Here is a 22,485-nt window from a genome sequence, read left to right on the forward strand (position 1 = left end):
AAGCATTGAACGGTGGAGGCGACCCGATGAACCGCGGCTTTCCCCTGACCCCGGCACAGCAGGGGATCTGGCTCGCGCAGCAGCTCGACCCGGCCGACCCGGTCTACACGATCGGCTGGGTCGTCGAGCTGCGCGGCGACGTCGACATCGCCCGCCTGGGTGAAGCCGTCCGGCGGGCGGTCGCGGAGGCGGCGTGTCTCCACGTCACGGTCGAGCTGGAGGGCGACACGCCGGTCCAGCGTCCGGTCGCCCCCGGTGAGGTCGCGGTCCTCGACTTCACCGGTGAGCCGGATCCGGAGCGGGCCGCGGACGAGTGGGCGCGGGCCGAGCTCGCCGTGGTGACCGACCCCGCCCGAGGGCCGCTCACCGCGCACACACTGCTCGTCCTGGCCGCCGACCGGGTCCGCTGGTTCCAGCGCTACCACCATCTGGTGATGGACGCGCACGGCCAGGCGGTCCTGACCCGTCGCGCGGCGGCGCACTATTCGGGCACCGCCGAGGAGGTCTCCTGGCCGCTCGCCGGGCTGGCCGAGGTGGACTACGACGCGAAGGCCGACCGCGACCACTGGCTCGGTGAACTCGCGGGCAGGCCCAATCCGGTGCGGCTGCTCGGCCGCGCGTCGTCCGGCCGGGTCCGGCTCCGGCGGCATTCGTGGGAGCTGTCCGCGGCGAACGCCGGTCACCTGCGGAAGTTCGCGCTCGACGCGGGCACGAGGCTGTCCCGGGTGGTGATCGCCGCGGTGGCGGCGTACGCCCATCGGGTGACGGGCGCCGAAGACCTCGTCCTCGGCCTGCCGGTCACCGCTCGGACCACCCGCGCCCTGCGTGAGCGGCCGGGCATGATCTCCAACGTCCTGCCGTTGCGGCTGACGGTGCGCCCGGAGACGACGCCGGCGCAGCTCGTCGCCCAGGTCGCGGAGAAGGTGTCCGCGCTGCTGGAACACAGCCGGTATCGCGGGGAAGACCTCGCGCGTGAGCTCGGCGCGAGCGGCGGGGTGCACGAACTCGTCGGGCTGAGCGTGAACTACATGGCCGTGGGCGGCGAGCTCGCGTTCGGCGCCGCGAGCGCGACGGTGCGCAACCTCGAACTCGGGCCGATCAGCGACGTCGCCATCGCCGTGTACGACGCCGGTGAAGGGCGCGGGCTCCGGTTCGACTTCGACGCGGACGAGGCCGTGTCCTCGGACGAAGAACTCGCCGATCACCGCCGCCGGTTCGCCGCGGTGCTCGACGCCCTGATGGCAGGGCCGGACCTGCCGCTGGCCGCGATCGACCTGCTCTCTGCCGAGGAACGGGCCCGGGTCCTGGCGCTCGGGACGGCGGTCGCGGAGTCGCCGGAGGTGTCCTGGCCCGAGGCGTTCGCCCGGGTCGTCGCGCGGAAGCCGGACGCGGAGGCCGTCGTCTGCGAGGACGTCCGGATGACCTACGCCGAGGTCGACGCCGCCGCCAACCGGCTCGCCCGGCTGTTGCGGCGACGCGGCGTCGGTGACGAGGACGTCGTCGGTGTGGCGATGCCGCGGTCGGCCGATCTCGTCGTCGCGCTGCTCGGCGTGATGAAGGCCGGAGCCGCGTACCTCCCGCTCGACCTCGACCATCCCGAAGATCGCCTCGCGTACATGCTTTCGCACGCGGGTGCGGGGATCCTCGTGTCCACTGTGGAGGAATCCGCGCAGCTGCCGTCCGGTGTGGACGCCGAGCGGATCCTGCTCGACGATCCCGAGACGGCCGCGGAACTCGCGGCCCTCGACCCGTCCACTGTGGACGTGAGCGGGATCGCGCTGAACCAGGCCTCGTATGTCATCTACACCTCGGGTTCGACGGGAAGGCCGAAGGGCGTGGTCCTGTCCCACGACGGGATCGGCAGCCTGATCAGCACGGCGACCGAACGGATCGGCATCGGCGAGGACAGCCGGGTGGTGCAGTTCGCCTCCACCGGTTTCGACGTGACGGTCTGGGATCTGGTCATGTCGCTGTGCGTCGGCGGGACACTGATCGTGGTCCCGGCGCATCGCCGCGTCGCGGGCGTCGAGCTGACCGGGTACATCGCGGACAACGCGGCGACGCACATGATCCTGCCGCCGTCGCTGGTCGCGGCTTTGCCCTCGGACTGCGAACTGCCGAAGGGCGCGGTGCTGATCGTCGGCACCGAGACCGTGCCGCCGGAACTGATCGCGCGCTGGGCCGAAGACCTGCGGGTCGTCGCCGCGTACGGGCTGACCGAGGCGACGGTGAACTCCACGCTGTGGGCGGCCGAGCCCGGCTGGACCGGGCCGATCCCGATCGGTGTCCCGGACCCGAACACCCGCTGCTACGTCCTCGACACCGCGCTGCGGCCGGTCCCGGTCGGCGTCGAGGGCGAACTGTACGTCGGCGGACGCGGTCTCGCGCGGGGCTACGCGGGCCGTCCGGGGCTGTCGGCGGAACGTTTCGTCGCCGACCCGTTCGCCGGCGGCGGCGCGCGGATGTACCGCACCGGTGACCGGGTCCGCTGGCGAGCGGACGGGAACCTGGACTTCCTCGGCCGCACCGACCACCAGGTCAAGATCCGCGGGTTCCGGATCGAACCCGGGGAGGTCGAGTCCGCGCTCGCCACGTTCACCGGGGTCGAGCGGATCGCCGTCGTGCCCCGCGAGGTCAAGCCGGGTGACCGGCGGCTGGTGGCGTACGTCGTCCCGGCCCCGGACGGATCGCCGACGCTGCTCAAGGATCTGCGCGCCCACGCGGAAGCGGCGCTGCCGCACTACATGGTGCCGTCGGCGTTCGTGGACCTCGACCGGCTGCCGATCATGCCGAACGGCAAACTCGACCGTACCGCGCTGCCCCTCCCGGACTTCGGCGCGGCCGCCACTGGCCGCGCGCCGCGCACCGAACGCGAGCGGATCCTGTGCGACGTCGCCGCGCGAGTCCTCGGTCTGACTTCGTTCGGTGCCGACGACGACTTCTTCTCGCTCGGCGGCGACAGCATCCTGTCCATCCGGCTGGTGCTGGGCGCGGCGGAACACGGTCTCGCCATCACCCCGCGTCAGGTGTTCCAGCACCGGACTCCCGAGGCGCTTGCCACCTGTGCGGAGGCCGTCGTCGCCGAGTCCACTGTGGACGAGCGGCCGTTGCTGGAGCTGACCGGCGCCGAACGCGCGTCGCTCGCCGAGTACGCCGACGTCCTGCCCGTGACGCCGCTGCAGGAAGGGTTCTTCTTCCACGCGGAGTTCGAAGGCGGCCAGGCCGCGGACATCTACACGGTGCAGGAGGTGCTCGACCTCGAAGGTGACGTCGACGCTGACGCACTCCGCCGGTCGGCGCAGGCCTTGCTGGACCGGTATTCGTCTCTGCGGTCCGGTTTCCGGCAGCTCGACGGTGGCCAGGTCGTCCAGACGGTGACCCGGCACGCCGAACTGCCGTGGCGCGAGGTGGCCCCCGAACAGGTCGCGGAGTCGTTCGAGGCCGACCGCGCGCGCCGGTTCGACTTCGCCCGGCCGCCGCTGCTACGGGCCACCTTCACCCGGCTCGACGAGCGGCACGCCAAGCTGGCGCTGACGTTCCACCACATCATCGCCGACGGCTGGTCGGTCGTGGTGCTGCTCCGTGAACTGCTGGCAGGTTACGAAGGAGCGGACGCGCTCCCGGAGCAGGACACCCGCGCCGACCACCTGCGGAGGCTCGCGTCCCGTGATCACGAGGCTTCGCGCGAGGCCTGGCGCGCGGCACTGTCCGGAGTGGAGGAACCCACCCGATTGGTCGATGGCGGGGCCGGAGCGGCGAGACAGCCGTCGCGGCTGCACCTGAACCTCGGCGAGCAGGCGACGAAGGCGTTGTCGGACATGGCTCGCGCGCACGGGCTCACCCTCGGGGCCGTGCTGCACGGCGCGTGGGGTCTCCTGCTCGGCGGGCTCACCGGCCGTGACGACGTGCTGTTCGGCAGCACGGTTTCCGGTCGTGACACCGGCGCCGCCGGTATCGAATCGGCGGTCGGCCTCTACATCAACACGGTGCCGGTGCGGCTGCGCTGGTCGGGATCCGAGACCGTCGCCGCCGTGCTGCGGCGGTTGCGGGACGAGCAGGCGGCGTTGCTGGATCACCAGCATCTCGGCCTCGGCGAACTGCAGCGTATCGCCGGTGCGGCGCAGGAAGAACTGTTCGACACCCTCGTGGTCGTCGAGAACTTCCCGCGTGACGACGAACGCGCGTCCGGAACCGTCCGCCTCACCGGCGTCGAGGTCACCGACGCGGTGCATTTCCCGGTCGCGCTGATCGTGACCCCGGGTGAAGACCTGGAGTTCAGCCTCAAGTTCGACGCCGCGCGGATCGACGCGGTCGCGGCAGGTCAGCTCGCCGAGCGGTTCGCGCGCCTGCTGGAGACGCTGACCGCGAACCCCGAACTGCCGGTCGCCGCCCTCGACCTGCTGTCGCCCGCCGAACGCGGCCGTCTGGCCGACCTCAACGCGACCTCGCACCCCGTGCCGGAGCGCACACTGGCCGAGGCCTTCGCCGAGCAGGTCGCCAAGACGCCGGCCGCGACGGCGGTGATCTTCAGGGACACCGAACTGTCCTATGCGGACCTCGATGCCCGCGCCGAGAACCTGGCTCGCAGGCTGCGTGCCCTGGGCGCCGGTCCCGAAGAGGTCGTCGCCGTCGCCGTGCCGAGGTCGGCCGAGCTGATGGTCGCGCTGCTGGGTGTCCTCAAGGCGGGGGCCGCCTACCTGCCGATCGACCTCGACTACCCGGCCGACCGGCTCGAGTACATGCTCGCCGATTCCGGCGCGCGTTTCGTGCTCTCCGAACCCGGCACTGCCGCGCGGATCCCGGTCGTCGGCGGGCTCACGCAGGTCCCCGTCACCGGCGAACCCGTCGACGACGTTCCGGGCTCTGCCGCCGGGCCGGACAACACCGCCTACCTGATCTACACCTCCGGATCGACCGGTCGGCCGAAGGGCGTGGCCGTCACGCATCGCGCGATCGTCAACCGGCTCGTGTGGATGCAGCACGAATACCGGCTCACGGCCGATGACCGAGTGCTGCAGAAGACGCCGTCGAGTTTCGACGTGTCGGTATGGGAGTTCTTCTGGGCGCTGTGCGAAGGCGCCACGGTGGTCCTGGCCGAACCGGACGGTCATCGCGACCCCGCGTATCTCGCCCGGGTGATCCGGGAACGGCGGATCACCACCCTGCACTTCGTCCCGTCCATGCTCGCCGCGTTCCTCGGCAGCGACGAGGTCACCGGCGAACTCGGGTCGTTGCGCCGGGTCTTCTCCAGCGGCGAGGCGCTGACCGGCGAGATCGCCGCGCGGTGGCGTTCGCTCACCGGCGTCCCGCTGCACAACCTCTACGGCCCCACCGAGGCGGCCGTCGACGTCACCTTCTTCGCCGGCACAGGCACCGAGGGCGCCACCGTGCCCATCGGCCGCCCCGTGTGGAACACGCGGGTGCACGTCCTCGACGGCTGTCTCCGTCCGGTGCCCGACGGCGTGGCGGGCGAGCTGTATCTCGCCGGCGTCCAGCTGGCCCGCGGCTACCACGGGCGGCCCGGCCTGACCGCCGAACGTTTCGTCGCCGACCCGTTCGGCGAACCCGGGCAGCGGCTGTACCGGACCGGTGACCTGGTGCGGCGCCGCGCCGACGGCGAGATCGAGTACCTCGGCCGCACCGACCGGCAGGTGAAGATCCGCGGCAACCGGATCGAACTCGGCGAGATCGAAGCGGTCCTCGTCGCGTTGCCGGAGGTCACGGCCGCCACGGTCGTCGCGAAGGACGGCGCGCTCGTCGGTTACGTCGTCGGCGATGCGGACCCGGAGCGGCTGCGTGCCGCCGTCAGCGAAGCGCTGCCGTCGCCGATGGTCCCGCAGGCCTTCGTCGTGCTCGACGAGTTCCCCTTGACCCCCAGCGGAAAGCTCGACGTCCGCGCTTTGCCCGCGCCCGAGGCCGTCAGGCCCGCGGCCGCGACCGGGAACGACCGGGAACGGACCCTCGCGCGGATTTTCGCGGACGTCCTCGGCCTGGACTCCGTCGGTGCCGACGGCGACTTCTTCCTGCTGGGCGGCGACAGCATCTCGTCGATCGCCGTGTCGAGCCGCGCCCGGCGGGCCGGGTTCGAGCTGAGCCCCAAGGACGTCTTCGAGCTCCGGACCCCGGCCGCGCTCGCCGCCTCCGGCGCACCTTCCGAGCCGGCCGTCGCCGACGGTGTCGGCGCCTTGCCTCTCCTTCCCGAGGTGCTCAGACTGCGGGAACTCGGCGACGCGATCCAGCCGGAGTCCGTGCTGCTGAACGCGCCCGCCGGGGCCGACGTCGAGACACTCGCCGCCGCCCTGCAACTCGTGCTCGACCACCACGACGGCCTGCGGCTCGAACTGTCGCGGCTCGCCTCGGTGCTGTGGTCGCTCGAAATTCGTCCACAAGGGACGGTGCAGGCGGCGGATCTGCTTCGGCACGCGACCGGTTCTCTGGAGGACGAGTACCGGGACGCCGCGGCGAGGCTTGCGGACACCCTGCTGCAGGCCGTCTGGTTCGACGAGCCGGGCAGGCTGCTCCTGGTCGCGCATCCGGTTTTGCTGGACGCGCGGAGCTGGACGACGCTGGCGGCCGATCTCGCGATCGCCTGGCAGGCCGTGACCGACGGCCGTCCGCCGGTGTTCGCCCCCGTGCGGACGTCGCTGCGGACGATCGCCCGCCGGATCACCGACGAAGCGCGGGATCCCGCGCTGCTCGGCGAGATCGAGCACTGGGCCGAGACCTTGACGCCCGGCTCCGCCGAGATCCCCGGCGACGTCGTCGAACGTCGCGTCACTCTGTCCATCGAGGACACCCGGACGCTGGTAGGCGCGCTCCCGTCGGCCGTGCACGGCGACGTGACCGACGTCCTCCTGACGGCGCTGAAAATCGCCGTCGGCGGCGACCTCCTCGTCGATCTTCACAGCAGGGTGGACACCTCGGACACGGTCGGCGCGCTGACGTCGGTCCGCCCGGTGCGGATCACCGCCACCGGCGAACCGCTCGCGCTGCTCAAGGCCGTCAAGGAGACCGTCCGGAAGACACCCGAGGGCTACGGCCCGCTGCGTTACCTCAATGTCCAGACCGGCCCGTTGCTCGCCGGGCTCCCGAAGCCGCGGATCGCGCTGCGCTACGACGGCCGGATCCCGGCCGGGCCGGGGGAATGGCAGGTCGCCGGGCACGCGGCCGTGCCGCCGTCCGGAGACCACGCCCTCCGCATCGGGGTCGCCTGCGAGGAGACCCCGGACGGGCCGCGGCTGACGGCGACGTTCGCGGGCACCGGCGCCGCGCTCGCCGAACGCTGGGCCGCCGCCCTGGTCGATCTCGCGGCGGTGGACACGGACGCGCCGGTGGGCCTCACGCCGTCCGACCTCGAACTCGTGTCGCTGACGCAGGAGGAGATCACCCGCGTGGAGCGGGTCAGCCCGGTGCCGGTCGCCGACGTCTGGCCGTTGTCGCCGTTGCAGGAAGGGCTGTTCTTCCACTCCAGCTACAACTCCGACCGGGTCGACATCTACACGATCCAGGAGGCGATCGACTTCGATCACCGCCTGGACGCCGGCCGGTTGCGGGCGGCGGTCTCCGCGTTGCTCCGGCGGATCCCGAGCCTCGGCGCCGGGTTCACCAGCGACGGCCTGCGCGGACCGGTGCAGTTCGTGGCGGCCGCGGTCGAACCCCCGGTGTCGGAAGTGGACCTTTCTGCCCTTCCCGAAGACGAGCAGCAGGCCAAGCTCGAAGAGCTGATGGCGGAAGACCGCGCGACGCGGTTCGACCTCGGCGCCCCGCCGCTGTTCCGGCTGAAGCTGGTGAGGCTCGGCGACGGACGCGACCGTGTGGTGCTGAACCGGCACCTGCTGCTCTGGGACGGCTGGTCCGCCTGGCTGTTCATCGAGCAGCTGTTCGCGCTGTACGACCTCGGCGGTGACGACCGGGCACTGCCCGCTGCCGGGTCCTATGTGGACTTCCTGCGCTGGCTGGGCCGGCAGGACATCGAGGCGGCCACGAACGCGTGGCGCGAGGCGCTGTCGGGGCTCGCGGAGCCGACGGTCATCGGCCCGGAAGGCCGGGACCTGGTCCCGGCGACCCCGGTCGACCTGGACACCGTGCTCCCGCCCGAACTGGGACGCGCGTTGCGTGAGCAGGCCAGAAGGCACGGCCTGACCGTCAACTCCGTGCTCAACGCCGCCTGGGGCCTGGTCCTGTCGACCATGACCGGGCGCACCGACGTCGTGTTCGGGGCCGCGGTAGCGGGCAGGCCCGCCGCCGTGCCCGAGATCGAGAACACCATCGGCCTGTTCCTCAACACCGTGCCCACCAGGGTGCGGCTCGACGCGGCCGAATCCGTCCTGGACCTGGTGCGACGCTTGCAGTCCGAGCGGATGGACCTGACTCCGTACGAGTTCATGAGCCTCGGTGTCCTGCAACGGGAAGCCGGGCATCGCGTCCTGTTCGACACGCTTTTCGTGCTGCGCAACGCCGACGGCGACGAACGGCGCGACGGTCTGCGTCACCGGCACGGCATCACCGGCCTGCTGAACATCGACGCCACGCACTACCCGCTGACGCTGGTGGTCACGCCGGGCGAGGAGATCCGGATCACGGTGTCCTACTCCGGCGACGTGATCGACGCCGCCGAGGCCGCGTCGGTGCTGGACCGGTTCACGTCTCTGGTCGCGCAGATGGTCGACGATCCGGCGAAACCGGTCGCCGCGCTGGCGACGGTGTCCGCCGAGGATCGTGCCGCGCTGGAGGCCGGCTGGGCGGAGGCCGAGCATCCCGTCGTCGAGGACACGATCGCGGACCTGCTGGCCGTCCAGGCCGAGCGAACTCCGGACGCGACGGCACTGGTGTTCGGTGAAGAACAGCTGACCTACGCCGAACTCGACGCGCGCATCAACCGGATGGCCCGCCTGCTGCTGGCGAAGGGGGCCGCACCGGAACAGGTGATCGCGCTCGGGCTGCCGCGGTCGATCGACATGGTGGTCGCGCTGTTCGCCGTGCTGCGGACCGGCGCGGCGTACCTGCCGCTGGAGCTCGACTACCCGGTCGAGCGACTCACGGTGATGCTGGAGGACGCCCGGCCGCTGTGCCTGGTGTCCACCAAGGAGGTCTCGGCGACAATTCCCGGCACCACGCCGCGGATCCTCGTCGACGACCACGAAGACAGGGCGTTCGGCGACGGCCCGATCTCCGACGCCGAACGCCCGCTGTTCGCGCGCGGCCGCGCGGATCGCATGGAGCACCCGGCGTACGTCATCTACACGTCGGGCTCGACCGGCAAGCCCAAGGGCGTGGTCACGCCGTACCGCGGCCTGACGAACATGCAGCTCAACCACCAGGGCGCCATCTTCGCCCCGGCCATCGCGTCGGCGGGCGGGCGGCGGCTGCGGATCGCCCACACCGTGTCGTTCGCCTTCGACATGTCGTGGGAAGAACTGCTGTGGCTCGTGGAAGGGCACGAAGTCCACGTCTGCGACGAGGAACTGCGGCGGGACGCGCGGGCACTCGTGGCGTACTGCGACGAGCACGAGGTCGACGTCGTCAACGTGACGCCGACGTACGCGCATCTGCTGATCGAGGAGGGGCTGCTGGACGGGCACCGGCCCGCGCTGGTACTGCTCGGCGGCGAAGCGGTGTCCGAGTCGGTGTGGAACCGGCTGCGTGACACCGAGGGGACCTACGGCTACAACCTGTACGGCCCCACCGAATACACGATCAACACGCTCGGCGGCGGCACGACCGACAGCGACACCCCGACCGTCGGCAAGCCGATCTGGAACACGCGCGCCTACATCGTCGACGCGTGGCTCCGGCCGGTCCGCGACGGTGTCGCGGGTGAGCTCTACATCGCGGGCGAGGGCCTGGCCCGCGGCTACCTCGGCCGTCCCGGCCTGACCGCCGAACGGTTCGTCGCCGACCCGTTCGTGCCCGGTGGCGGGCGGATGTACCGCACCGGTGACCTGGTGCGCCGCCGTCCGGACGGCAATCTCGACTTCCTCGGCCGCACCGACGACCAGGTCAAGATCCGCGGTTACCGCGTCGAACTCGGCGAGATCGAGACCGCGCTGAGCCGGTATCCGGAGGTCGCGCAGGCCGCCGTCCTCGCGCGGCCGGACCCGTCGGCGCCCGGACTTCAGCGGCTCATCGGGTACGTCGTCCCGGCCGAGCTGAGCGGGGACGCGCGCGCCGAGGCCGAAGCCGACCAGGTCGGCGAATGGCAGCAGATCTACTCCGACGAGTACACCGAGATCCCGACGGCGTTGTTCACGGAGGACTTCGCGGGCTGGGACTCCAGCTACGACGGCGAGCCGATCCCGCTGGAGCACATGCGGGAATGGCGACGGGCGACCGTCGACCGCATCGCCGAGCTGAAGCCGGAACGGGTGCTGGAGATCGGCGTCGGCACCGGTCTGCTCATGGGGCAGATCGCTCCGCTGGTCCAGGAATACTGGGGCACCGACCTCGCCGCGCCGGTGATCGCGAAGCTGAACCGCGAGCTGGAGCAGGATCCCGCGCTGGCGGCCAAGGTGAATCTGCGCGCCCAGCCGGCGCACGTGTTCGACGGCCTGCCCGCCGGCCGGTTCGACACGATCGTGATCAACTCCGTCATCCAGTACTTCCCGAGCGTCGACTATCTGACCGACGTGATCACGAAGGCGATCGGCCTGCTCGCCCCCGGCGGCGCGCTGTTCGTCGGCGACGTCCGCAATTTGCGGCTCGCCCGTGCCTTCCACACCGCTGTCCAGCTCACCCGCGCGGACGCGACGTCCGACGTCGCCCAGGTGCGGCGCGCGATCGAACGCGGTGCCGCGCTGGAGAAGGAACTGCTGATCGACCCGGACTACTTCACCGCGCTCGCGCGGCGGCTTACGGACGTCGCCGCGCAGGTCCGGATCAAACGGGCCCGGCTGCACAACGAGCTGAGCCGGTACCGCTACGACGCGGTGCTCGTCAAGGAACCCGCCGAGTCGGTGTCGGTCGCTCAGGCGCCACGCCTGTCATGGGACGAAGTGGGTTCCCTGGCCGCACTGGAGAAGCGTCTTCCCGGCGTGGAAACGCTTCGGGTGAGCCGGATCCCGGACGCCCGGCAGGCTCCGGAGGTCGAGGCGACGCGTGCGCTGGACGCCGGTGCGCCGCTCGTCGACGTCCTCGCGGCGTTCCGTGCCGCGCGTGGCGTGGAGCCGGAGGACGTCCACGAACTCGGCGACCGGCTCGGGTTCCGGGTGTACTGCACGTGGTCGGCCGAGGGCGCGTTCGAGGCCGTGTTCGTCCACAAGGGACAGACGGAAGCGCTGGTCACCGGGGTCCATCAGCCGGTCTCGCTCGGCACGAACCTGGCCAAGTACGCCACGAGCCCCACAGCGGCCCGGGGCGGCGGCGAGCTGGTGCAGCGCCTGCGGGACAGGCTCAAGACGGAACTGCCGGACTACATGGTCCCGGCCGCCTTCGTCACGCTGGGCGCGCTGCCGCTGACCGACAACGGCAAGCTCAACACGCGGGCGCTCCCGGACGCCGAGCAGACGGTGCGGCTCGCCGAAAGCCGTCCGGCCGAGACCGCCGAGGAGGAGACGCTGTGCGCGCTCTTCGGCGAGGTCCTCGGTGTGGAGGGGGTCGGCGTCGAGGACAACTTCTTCGATCTCGGCGGCCATTCCCTGCTCGCCACCCGGCTCATCAGCCGGGCCAGGACCGAACTAGGCGCCGAACTGGCCATCCGCGACCTGTTCGAGGCGCCGACAGTGGCCGAGCTGGCCGCACGCGCGGGCAGTGGCGAACCGGCGCGCCCGGCGGTGGTCCGCGCCGAGCGTCCCGACCGCATCCCGCTTTCGGCGGCCCAGCGCAGCCTTTGGCTCGTGGACCGGATGGAAGCGAACGCGGTCGCGTACAACTTCCCGCTGACTTTCCGCCTGCGCGGTGACCTGGACCTCGACGCGCTACGTGCGGCGCTCGGCGACGTGCTCGGCAGGCACGAGGTCCTGCGGACCGTGCTCGCCGAGCACGACGGGGAGCCCTACCAGCGCGTTCTCGACGCGCCGGAGATCCCGTTCGCCGTCGAAGAGTGCGACGAGGAGGGCCTGTCCGCGCGGATCGCCGGACTTTCGCGGACCCCGTTCGACCTGGCGGCGGAAATCCCGGTCCGGCTGCGGGTCCTGCGCCTCGGCGAGGGTGACCAGGTGATCTCGCTGGTCCTGCACCACAGCGCGACCGACGAATGGTCGGACCGGCCGTTCCTGGACGACCTGACCTCGGCCTACCGGGCGCGGCTCGGTGGCGGCAGTCCCGTCTGGACGGATCTGCCGGTGCAGTACGCCGACTTCGCCCTGTGGCAGAGGGACTTCCTCGATCAGCGCGGAGCCGCTCAGGTCGCTTTCTGGGCCGGATCCCTGCGCGGGGCGCCGGACGAGCTGACCTTGCCGCTGGACCGCCCGCGCCCGCTCCAGCCGACGGGCAAGGGCGGAAAGGTCAAGTCGCCGCTCTCCGAGGAGCTGTCGGCCGCTGTGCGCGACCTGGCGGCAACATCGGGTGCGAGCCCGTTCATGGTGCTTCAGGCGGCGGTGGCCGCGTTGCTGCACCGGACCGGCGCCGGCGACGACATCCCGCTGGGTGCCCCGATCGCCGGACGTACGGACGCGGCACTCGACGATCTCGTCGGGTTCTTCGTGAACACGCTGGTGCTGCGGACCGATCTGTCCGGTGAGCCGACGTTCGCCGCCCTGCTCGACCGGGTCCGCGAGGCCGACCTCGCCGCGTTCTCGCACGGCGATCTGCCGTTCGAGCGCGTGGTCGAGGAGCTGAACCCGCCGCGGGTGCCGGGGCGCAACCCGCTCTTCCAGGTGATGGTGGGCTACCACCGGCAGAGCGACGCGCACGACGTGCTCGGCCTGCCCGCCGAGTGGTTCGAGATGGACACCGGCATGGCGAAGTTCGACCTGCACTTCACGATGGTCGACGACGGCACCACCGCCACGCTGATGCTGGAGTACGCCGAGGACCTCGCCGACGAGACGACGGCCGAGCGTCTGCTGACTCGCCTGACGTCGCTGCTGGAGCAGGTCACGGCCGAACCGGAGCGGCCGGTCGCGGCGCTCGACGTCCTCGTGGGCGACGAACTCGCGCGGGTGACCGAGTGGAACCGCACGGCTCGTGAAGTCCCGGTCGCGACGTTGCCGGAGTTGTTCGAGGCGCAGGTGGCGCGGACGCCGGATGCTCCCGCTGTGGTGTTCGAGGGCGCCGAGTTGTCGTATGCGGAGTTCGACGCGCGGGCGAATCGGTTGGCGCGGTGGCTGGTCGAGCAGGGTGTGGGTGCGGAGTCGGTGGTTGCGGTGTCGCTGCCGCGATCACTCGACCTGGTGGTCGCGCTGTACGCCGTGCACAAGGCCGGTGGCGCCTACCTGCCGGTCGACCGTGACTATCCGGCCGATCGCGTCGCGTTCATGCTCGAAGACGCGGCGCCTGCTGTCGTTCTCGATGAGCTGCCTGCTTTGGACGGGTATTCCGGTGAGAGCCTGGGCCGGGTGGTGGATCCGTCGTGTCCGGCGTATGTGATCTACACGTCGGGTTCGACCGGTCGCCCCAAGGGGGTCGTGGTGCCGCATTCCGGCATCGTGAACCGCCTGTTGTGGATGCAGGACGAGTACGGCCTGTCGGCCGATGACCGGGTGTTGCAGAAGACGCCGTCGAGTTTCGACGTGTCGGTGTGGGAGTTCTTCTGGCCGCTGATCACCGGCGCCACGCTGGTGGTCGCCAAACCCGAGGGGCACAAGGACCCGGCGTACCTCGCCGAGCTGATCCGCACCGCCGGGATCACCACCGTCCACTTCGTCCCGTCGATGCTCGCGCTGTTCCTGGAGACCGCGACGTGTGCGGGCCTGCGGCGCGTGATCTGCAGTGGCGAGGCGCTGCCGTCCGAGCTGGCGGCCCGCGTGGACGTGCCGCTGTACAACCTCTACGGCCCGACCGAAGCGTCCGTCGACGTGACCGCTTGGCGAGCCGGTGCCGAGATCACGTCGTCGGTCCCGATCGGGCGTCCGGTGTGGAACACGCGGACGTACGTGCTGGACGCGTGGCTGAACCCGGTCCCGCCAGGGGTCCCCGGTGAGCTCTACCTCGCCGGCGTGCAGCTCGCTCGCGGGTACCTGGCGAGGCCGGGGCTGACCGCCGAGCGGTTCGTCGCCGACCCGTTCGGTGGCCCGGGGGAGCGGATGTACCGCACCGGGGACCTCGCGCGCTGGTCGGACGACGGCGTGCTGGAGTTCCTGGGCCGCGTCGACGATCAGGTCAAGATCCGCGGCTTCCGGGTCGAACTCGGCGAGGTCGAAGCCGCCTTGAGCGCGTTCGTCACACGCGCTGTGGTCGTCGCCCGCGAAGACCGGTTGGTCGCCTATGTCGTCGGGTCCGCCGACGGCCTGCGGGAGTCGTTGGCGGCGAAGCTGCCGGAGCACATGGTGCCGTCGGCGTTCGTCGTGCTCGACGAGATTCCGCTGACCCCGAACGGCAAACTCGACCGCAAGGCCCTGCCCGCGCCGGAGTTCGCGACCAGCGAAGGCCGCGAGCCCCGGAACGCGCGGGAAGAGGCCCTGTGTGCGCTGTTCGCCGACGTGCTCGGTGTCGGGCGGGTCGGGATCGACGACGGGTTCTTCACGCTCGGCGGGCATTCGCTGCTGGTGATGCGCCTGGTCAGCCGGATCTCGGCGAGTCTCGGCGCCACGGTCTCGGTCCGCGACGTCTTCGACGCCCCGACCGTCGCCGCGCTGGCCGAACGGCTCGCGGACCCGTCCACGCAGCCGGTCCTGAGCGCCGGGAAGCGGTCGGACGTCCTGCCGCTTTCGCCCGCGCAGCAACGGTTGTGGTTCCTGTACCGGCTCGAAGGGACCACGGCCACCTACAACATCCCGCTCGCCTGGCGCCTGCACGGCGAACTGGACGTGGACGCGCTGCGCGCGGCTATCGGCGACCTCGTCGAGCGGCACGAACCACTCCGGACCGTGTTCGCCGAAGAGAACGGTGTCGCGGCGCAGCGGATCCTGGCCGACGCACGTCCGGAGGTCCGTTTCGAGGAAGCCGGTGACCTTCCGGCGCAGTTGTCCGCCGAGGCCGGCCGAGGGTTCGCGCTCGACGAGGAACTCCCGATCCGGGCCACGGTCTTCGCCGTCTCGCCGCGGGAACACGTCCTGCTGCTGGTGATCCATCACGTGGCGACGGACGAGTGGTCACAAGGGCCGCTCATGGCGGACCTCGCCACGGCGTACAAGGCCCGTGCGGCGGGCATCGCTCCACAGTGGACTGAATTGCCCGTCCAGTACGCGGATTACGCCCTGTGGCAACGGGAACTGCTCGATTCGACAGCGCCTCAGCACCTCGGCTTCTGGCGGGAAGCGCTGGCAGGTCTGCCGGACGAGCTGGCTCTGCCTGTCGACCGTCCCCGTCCGGCGGAGTCGAGCCACCGTGGTGGTCTCGTCACCTTCCCGATCGACGGCGGGCTCACCGAACGCCTGCGCGTGGTCGCCCGGCAGCACGACGTCAGCATGTTCATGCTGGCGCAGGCCGCGGTCGCGGCCTTGTTGCACCGGCTCGGCGCCGGGGACGACATCCCGCTCGGCGCGCCGAGCTCCGGCCGCGTCGACGAACGGCTGGAGCCGCTGATCGGCTTCTTCGTCAACTCGCTGGTGCTGCGCACCGACCTGTCCGGGAACCCGGCGTTCGGTGAGCTGCTCTCCCGGGTGCGTGCGACCGACCTCGCCGCCTTCGAACACCAGGACCTGCCGTTCGAGCGCCTGGTCGACGCGGTGAACCCGGAACGTTCGCTGGCCAGGCACCCGCTGTTCCAGGTGATGGTGGTCTACCTACCCGAGGCCGAGGACTCGCTGAAGCTGCCCGGCCTCCGCGCGGAGCAGGAGGAGTTCGCGCATAGCGTCGCCAAGTTCGACCTCGAGTTCGGGTTCCTGGAGAACGGCAGTGACACTGGCGGGATCTCGGGTGCCATCGAGTACAGCGCCGATCTGTTCGACCACGCCACGGCCGAATCGTTCGCGCGGCGGCTGGTCGCCGTTCTGGAGCAGGTGGCCGCCGATCCGGTGATCCCAGTCGGCGAGCTCGACGTCCTCGGCGAGGACGAGCGCACCCAGCTCGGGCGCTGGAACGACACCGCGCACGACGTCCCGGCGACCACGCTGCCGGAGTTGTTCGAGGCGCAGGTGGCGCGGACGCCCGATGCTCCCGCTGTGGTGTTCGAGGGCGCCGAGTTGTCGTATGCGGAGTTCGACGCGCGGGCGAATCGGTTGGCGCGGTGGCTGGTCGAGCAGGGTGTGGGTGCGGAGTCGGTGGTGGCGGTGTCGTTGCCGCGGTCGCTCGATCTCGTGGTCGCGCTGTATGCCGTGCACAAGGCGGGCGGGGCGTATTTGCCGCTCGACACGGACTATCCGGCCGACCGGCTGGCGTTCATGCTCGAAGACGCCGCGCCCGCGGTCGTTCTGGACGAGCTGCCCGCGCTCGACGGGTATTCCGGTGAGAGTCTGCGACGGGTGGTGGATCCGTCGTGTCCGGCGTACGTGATCTACACGTCGGGTTCGACCGGTCGCCCCAAGGGTGTGGTGGTGCCGCATTCCGGCATCGTGAACCGTCTGTTGTGGATGCAGGACGAGTACGGCCTGTCGGCCGATGACCGGGTGTTGCAGAAGACGCCGTCGAGTTTCGACGTGTCGGTGTGGGAGTTCTTCTGGCCGCTGATCACCGGCGCGACACTGGTCGTCGCCAAACCGGACGGCCACCGCGATCCGGCGTATCTCGAAGCGCTGATCCGTGACGAGCGGATCACGACGCTGCACTTCGTCCCGTCGATGCTGGAGGCGTTCCTCGCCGAAGAGCCGGAGTGGCACGGCGTCCGCCGCGTCCTGTGCAGTGGCGAGGCGCTATCGCCGGAGCTGGCGGCTCGCGTGGATGTCCCGCTGCACAACCTCTACGGGCCGACCGAGGCTTCGGTCGACGTGACTTCGTGGGATGTCGTCGACGACACCGTCCCCATCGGACGCCCGGTCTGGAACACCCAGGTCCACGTGCTCGACTCCCGGCTCCGGCCGGTTCCGCCGGGCGTGGCGGGGGAGCTGTACCTGGCGGGCACGCAACTCGCGCGCGGCTATCTCGGCCGGGCCGGGCTGACCGCCGAGCGGTTCGTGGCGAATCCGTTCGCGGCCGGGGAGAGGATGTACCGCACGGGCGACCTCGCGCGCCGGCGGACCGACGGCGCGCTCGACTATCTCGGCCGGGCCGACGACCAGGTCAAACTGCGCGGCTTCCGGATCGAGCTGGGCGAGATCGAGTCCGTGCTCTCCGCACGCGTGGTCCTGCGCGACGGCAGGCTCATCGCGTACCTGACCGGAGAGGCGGACGTCGAGGCGGTGCGGCGGCTCGCGGAGGCCACTCTGCCGGAGTACATGGTGCCGTCGGCGTTCGTGGTGCTGGACGCGTACCCGTTGACGCCCAACGGGAAGCTCGACCGTAAGGCGCTGCCTGCCCCGGACTTCTCCGGCGAGGTCACCGGCGATGCCCCGCGCACCCCACGCGAGGAACTGCTCGCGTCGCTCGTCGCCGGTGTGCTCGGCCTGGACAAGGTGGGTATCCACGACGACTTCTTCCGCCTCGGCGGGGACAGCATCGTCGCGATGCAGCTGGTCGGCCGCGTGCGGAGCGCCGGGCTGCTGCTGAGCCCGCGTGACGTCTTCCGGCACCGGACCGTCGCGGCACTGGCCGAGGTCAGCTCGGTGCGGCTCGACGCGCCGACGACCAGGAAGCCGTTGGTGGAGCTCGACGCGGCCGAACAGGCGGAGATCCTCGACGTCGCGCCGGACACGGCCGAGGTGTGGCCGCTGACGCCGTTGCAGGCCGGGCTGCTCTTCCACGCGACGATGGACGGCGGCGGACCCGACGTCTACACCGTCCAGGTGTCCTTCGATCTCGACGGGCCGCTCGATCCGGCGCGACTGCGTGACGCCGCCCAGTCGCTCGTGGACCGGCACGCCATCCTGCGCACCGGCTACCGGTACCTCGGGTCCGGCCGCCCTGTCGCGCTGGTGGCGCGTTCGGTCACCGTTCCGTGGCGTTTCTTGGCTTCGGCGGACGACGCCGAGGCGGAGTCGGCGCACGAACGGCGCCGGTTCGACCCGGCCGCCGCGCCGCTGCTGCGGTTCCTGCTCCTGGCCTTGCCGGACGGACGGCACCGGCTGGTGTTCACCCACCAGCACGTGCTGCTCGACGGATGGTCGGTGCCGCAGCTGTTCGCCGAGCTGTCCCAGCTGTACGCCGGGGCCGAGCCGGCGCCCGTCCGCCAGTTCCGCGACCATCTCGGCTGGCTCGGGGAACAGGACCGGGAGGCCGCCGAAACCGCGTGGCGGCAGGCACTCGACGGCCTGACCGAGCCGACGCATCTCGTCCCGCACGACCCGCAGCGGGTCCCGGCCCTGCCGGAACGGTTGTCGCTGGAACTGCCGGAGCGGGCGACCGAGGCACTGTCCGCGGTCGCCCGCTCGCGCGGCCTGACGCTGAACACGCTCGTCCAGACTGCGTGGAGCATCGTGCTCGGCAGGCTGACCAACCGGTCGGACGTCGTGTTCGGCGCGACGGTCGCCGGGCGCCCGCCCGAACTGGCCGGGGTCGAGCGGATGATCGGCCTGTTCATCACCACGATCCCGGTGCGGATCGCGCTCGACCCGGCCGAAAAGCTGGGCGACCTGCTCGACCGGGTCCAGGACGAGCAGTCCGCTTTGCTGGCACACCAGCACTTCGGGCTCGCCGACATCCAGCGCGTCGCCGGGCTAGGGGAGCTGTTCGACACGCTGATGGTGTTCGAGAGCTACCCCGGCGCGGACGAGGACGAGACCGGTGCCGGGTTGCGCGGGGAGATCGTGCGCCACGAGGACTCCACGCACTATCCGCTCACCTGGGCGGTGGAACCCGGCACACGGCTGAAGCTCACCGCCGAGTACCGCTCCGACCTGTTCGACGCCGGCCTGCCGGAGCGGCTTCTCCCCGCGATGGAACGCGTGCTCGCCGCGATGGTGTCCGATGTGGACGCACCCGTCGGCAGGGTCGACATCCTGGCGAAGGCCGATCTCGACCTGATCGTGCGGGAATGGAACGACACGGCGCTCGCCGTCGAACCGTCCACTGTGGCCGGTCTGTTCGAGGACCAGGTGCGGCGTTCGCCGGACGCGACGGCGGTGGTGTCGGGCGAGGTCGCCTTGACCTTCGCCGAACTCAACGAGCGCGCCAACCGGCTCGCCAGGGCCTTGGTTGCCCACGGCGCGGGGCCCGAGGATTTCGTCGCCTTGGCGCTGCCGCGTTCGGCGGACGTGCTGCTGGCGATCCTCGCGGTCCACAAGGCTGGGGCGGCGTACCTGCCGCTCGACCCGGACTACCCGGCCGAGCGGCTGGCCGCGATGCTCGCCGACGCGCGGCCCGAGGTGATCCTGACCGAGCCCGAGCTGCTGGAGTCGTTGCCCCGGACCGAGATCGAGACACTGGCGCTGTGCGCGCTCGTCACCGAGGACCGGCAGGCGCACGACCTGACCGACCGTGACCGGATCCGCCCGCTCGACCCGGAACATCCGGCGTACGTGATCTACACGTCCGGCTCGACCGGGACACCCAAGGGTGTCGTCGTTCCGCATCGCGGCGTGGTGAACCTGTTCCACAGTCACCGCGCCACCCTGCACCGGCCCGCCGTCGAGGCCACCGGCAAACCGCACCTGCGGGTGGGACACGCGTGGTCGTTCTCCTTCGACGCGTCCTGGCAGCCGCAGCTATGGCTGCTGGACGGGCACGCCGTGCACATCGTGGACGAGGAGACCCGGCGCGACCCCGAACTGCTGGCCGCGATGATCGAGCGGGACGGCTTCGACTTCATCGAGGTCACCCCGTCGTTCTTCGCGCAGATGGCGGACGCGGGGCTGCTCGACGGCGACCGGTGCCCGCTCGCCGTGATCGGTGTCGGCGGTGAGGCGGTGCCCGAGAGTCTGTGGCGTCGCCTGGCCACTTTGGACGGAACCGAGGCCTTCAACCTGTACGGCCCCACCGAGTCCACAGTGGACGCACTGGTCGCGAGGATCGGCGACAGCGAGAAGCCGCTGGTCGGCAGGCCGGTCGCGAACACCCGCGCCTACGTACTGGACGCGGCACTGCGGCCGGTGCCGCCCGGAGTCACCGGGGAGCTGTACCTCGCCGGTTCCGGGCTCGCCCGGGGATACCTCGGTCGGGCGGCGCTGACGTCCGAGCGGTTCGTGGCGGATCCGTTCGGCCCGGCGGGAGCCCGGATGTACCGCACCGGCGACCTGGCCCGCTGGACCGCGGACGGGCGGCTGGACTTCGGCGGGCGCGCCGACGACCAGGCGAAGATCCGCGGCTTCCGGGTCGAACCCGGCGAGGTCGAGGCCGTGCTCGAACGACACGAGAACGTCACGCAGGCGGTCGTCCTGGTGCGTGAGGACCGGCCGCGGGTCAAGCAACTGGTGGCGTACGTGGTGTCCACTGTGGATCGGGAGGAGCTGCGGCGGTTCGCGGCCGAGGCGCTGCCGGACTACATGGTGCCGGCGGCGTTCGTCTCGCTCGACGCGCTTCCCGTGCTGTCCAACGGAAAGCTGGACCGCAAGGCGCTGCCCGCGCCGGACTACACGGAACTGGCAGGTGGACGGGCGCCCGAGACCGACCGGGAGAAGGCGCTGTGCGCGCTCTTCGCCGAGGTGCTCGACGTGCCGGAACTCGGCGCCGACGACGACTTCTTCGCCCTCGGCGGGGACAGCATCGTCGCGATGCGGCTGGTCAGCCGGGCGCGCGCGGCCGGACTGAAGATCACGCCGCACGACGTGTTCGCGCGCCGGACGGTCGAGGCGCTGGCCGAGGTCGCCGAGAGCATCGAGGACGACGGCACGGTCGCGCTCACGCCGATCATGCACGCGCTGCGCGAACTCGGCGGCCCGATCGGCGGTTACCACCAGGCGGCGTTGCTGCGGACGCCGTCTGGGATGACCGCTGACCAGCTGAACACCGTGCTCGGCGCGGTCGTCGCGCGGCACGACATGCTGCGAGCGCGGCTCGACCGATCGGTGGACGGCTGGTCACTCCGGGTGGCCGAATCCGTCGATGTCCACATCGAACGCGTGGAGATCGACGGCGATCTGCCCGCTCTCATCGAGCGGCACGCGGAGCCCGCTCGTGCCCGGCTGGACCCGGACGCGGGCGTGATGCTGAGCGCGACGTGGTTCGACGCCGGACCGGCCGAGCCAGGCCGGTTGCTGCTGATGATCCATCACCTGGCCGTCGACGGTGTGTCGTGGCGGATCCTGTTGCCGGACCTCGCTTCCGCCTGGGATGCGGTCGCGCACGGCGGGGTGCCGGAGCTGTCTTCCGTGGACACCTCGTTCCGGCGATGGTCGCGTGCTCTGTCCGCTCAGGACCGCACCGGCGAGCTGGATCGCTGGAAGTCGGTACTGGGCGGCGGGGATCCGATCCCACTGGACCGGCCGCTCGACCCCGCGCGGGATGTGGCGGGGACCGTGAAGAAGGTGTCGCTGACGTTGCCCGCCGAGCGGACGGCCCCGCTGCTGTCCCGTGCGACCATCAACGACGTACTGCTCACCGGTCTCGCCCTCGCCGTCACCAGGTGGCGCCGGGACGGGGGACGGGCGGTGCTGGTCGACGTCGAAGGGCACGGCCGCGAGGAGGAATTCGCTGGTGGCGCGGATCTGTCGCGGACGGTCGGCTGGTTCACCAGCGTTGTCCCGGTGTGCCTGGACCTGGGCGACCTCGACGTCGACGACGCGTTCGCCGGCGGTGCCGCCGCCGGGGAGGCGCTCGAACGGGTCCGGGCGCAACTCGACGGCCTGCCGGACGGCGGTATCGGGCATGGTCTGCTCCGGTACCTCGACCCGCGCACCGGCCCGGAGCTCGCGAAGTTCGCGAAGCCGCAGATCGAGTTCAACTACCTGGGCCGGATCGGTGTCCCCGAAGCGACCGACTGGTCGTACGCGGCGGAGGCCGAAGCAGCCGAACTCGGCCCTGACGACGGGATGCCGGTCTCGCACGCGCTGACGGTCAACGTCGTCACCGAGGACCGCCCCGGCGGGCCCGAACTGGCCGCACACTGGTCCTGGCCGGAGGCCGTGCTCACCGAAGACTCGGTGCGGGAACTCGCGGAAGGCTGGTTCCTCGCACTGGACGCGCTCATCCGCCGGGCTGATTCACCGGCCACGAAGAAGGAGAACAAGGAATGACGAACCCGTTCGAGAACCCCGACGGCACGTACCTGGTGCTGGTCAACGACGAGGGCCAGCACAGCCTGTGGCCCGAGTTCGTCGAGGTCCCGGCGGGCTGGACGACGAAGTTCGGCCCGGCCTCGCGTCCGGAGTGCCTCGAATACGTCGAGACCAACTGGACGGACCTGCGGCCCGCTTCGCTCGTCAAGGCCATGGAGTCCTGACCCGCTTCGGTCCGTGAAGGCCTCCTTGTCGCTCAAGGGGG

At 71.1% G+C, this 22,485-nt stretch carries 2 protein-coding genes; both read left to right on the forward strand.

Annotation, left to right across the window (positions count from 1 at the left end; all coding sequences use genetic code 11):
* Window positions 1–26: 26 nt before the first annotated feature.
* On the forward strand, window positions 27–22,238 hold the full coding sequence (locus ACZ1DY_RS20835) for a non-ribosomal peptide synthase/polyketide synthase (RefSeq protein WP_465485443.1): 22,212 nt from the start codon (window positions 27–29) through the stop codon (window positions 22,236–22,238).
* The gene (locus tag ACZ1DY_RS20840) at window positions 22,235–22,444 is read left to right on the forward strand and encodes an MbtH family protein (RefSeq protein ID WP_007029404.1); all 210 of its coding nucleotides are present in this window, start codon (window positions 22,235–22,237) and stop codon (window positions 22,442–22,444) included. Before ACZ1DY_RS20835 ends, ACZ1DY_RS20840 begins: the two co-directional genes overlap by 4 nt.
* The last annotated feature ends 41 nt before the right edge of the window (window positions 22,445–22,485 follow it).

The sequence above is a fragment of the Amycolatopsis sp. PSD-21 genome (assembly GCF_055561455.1).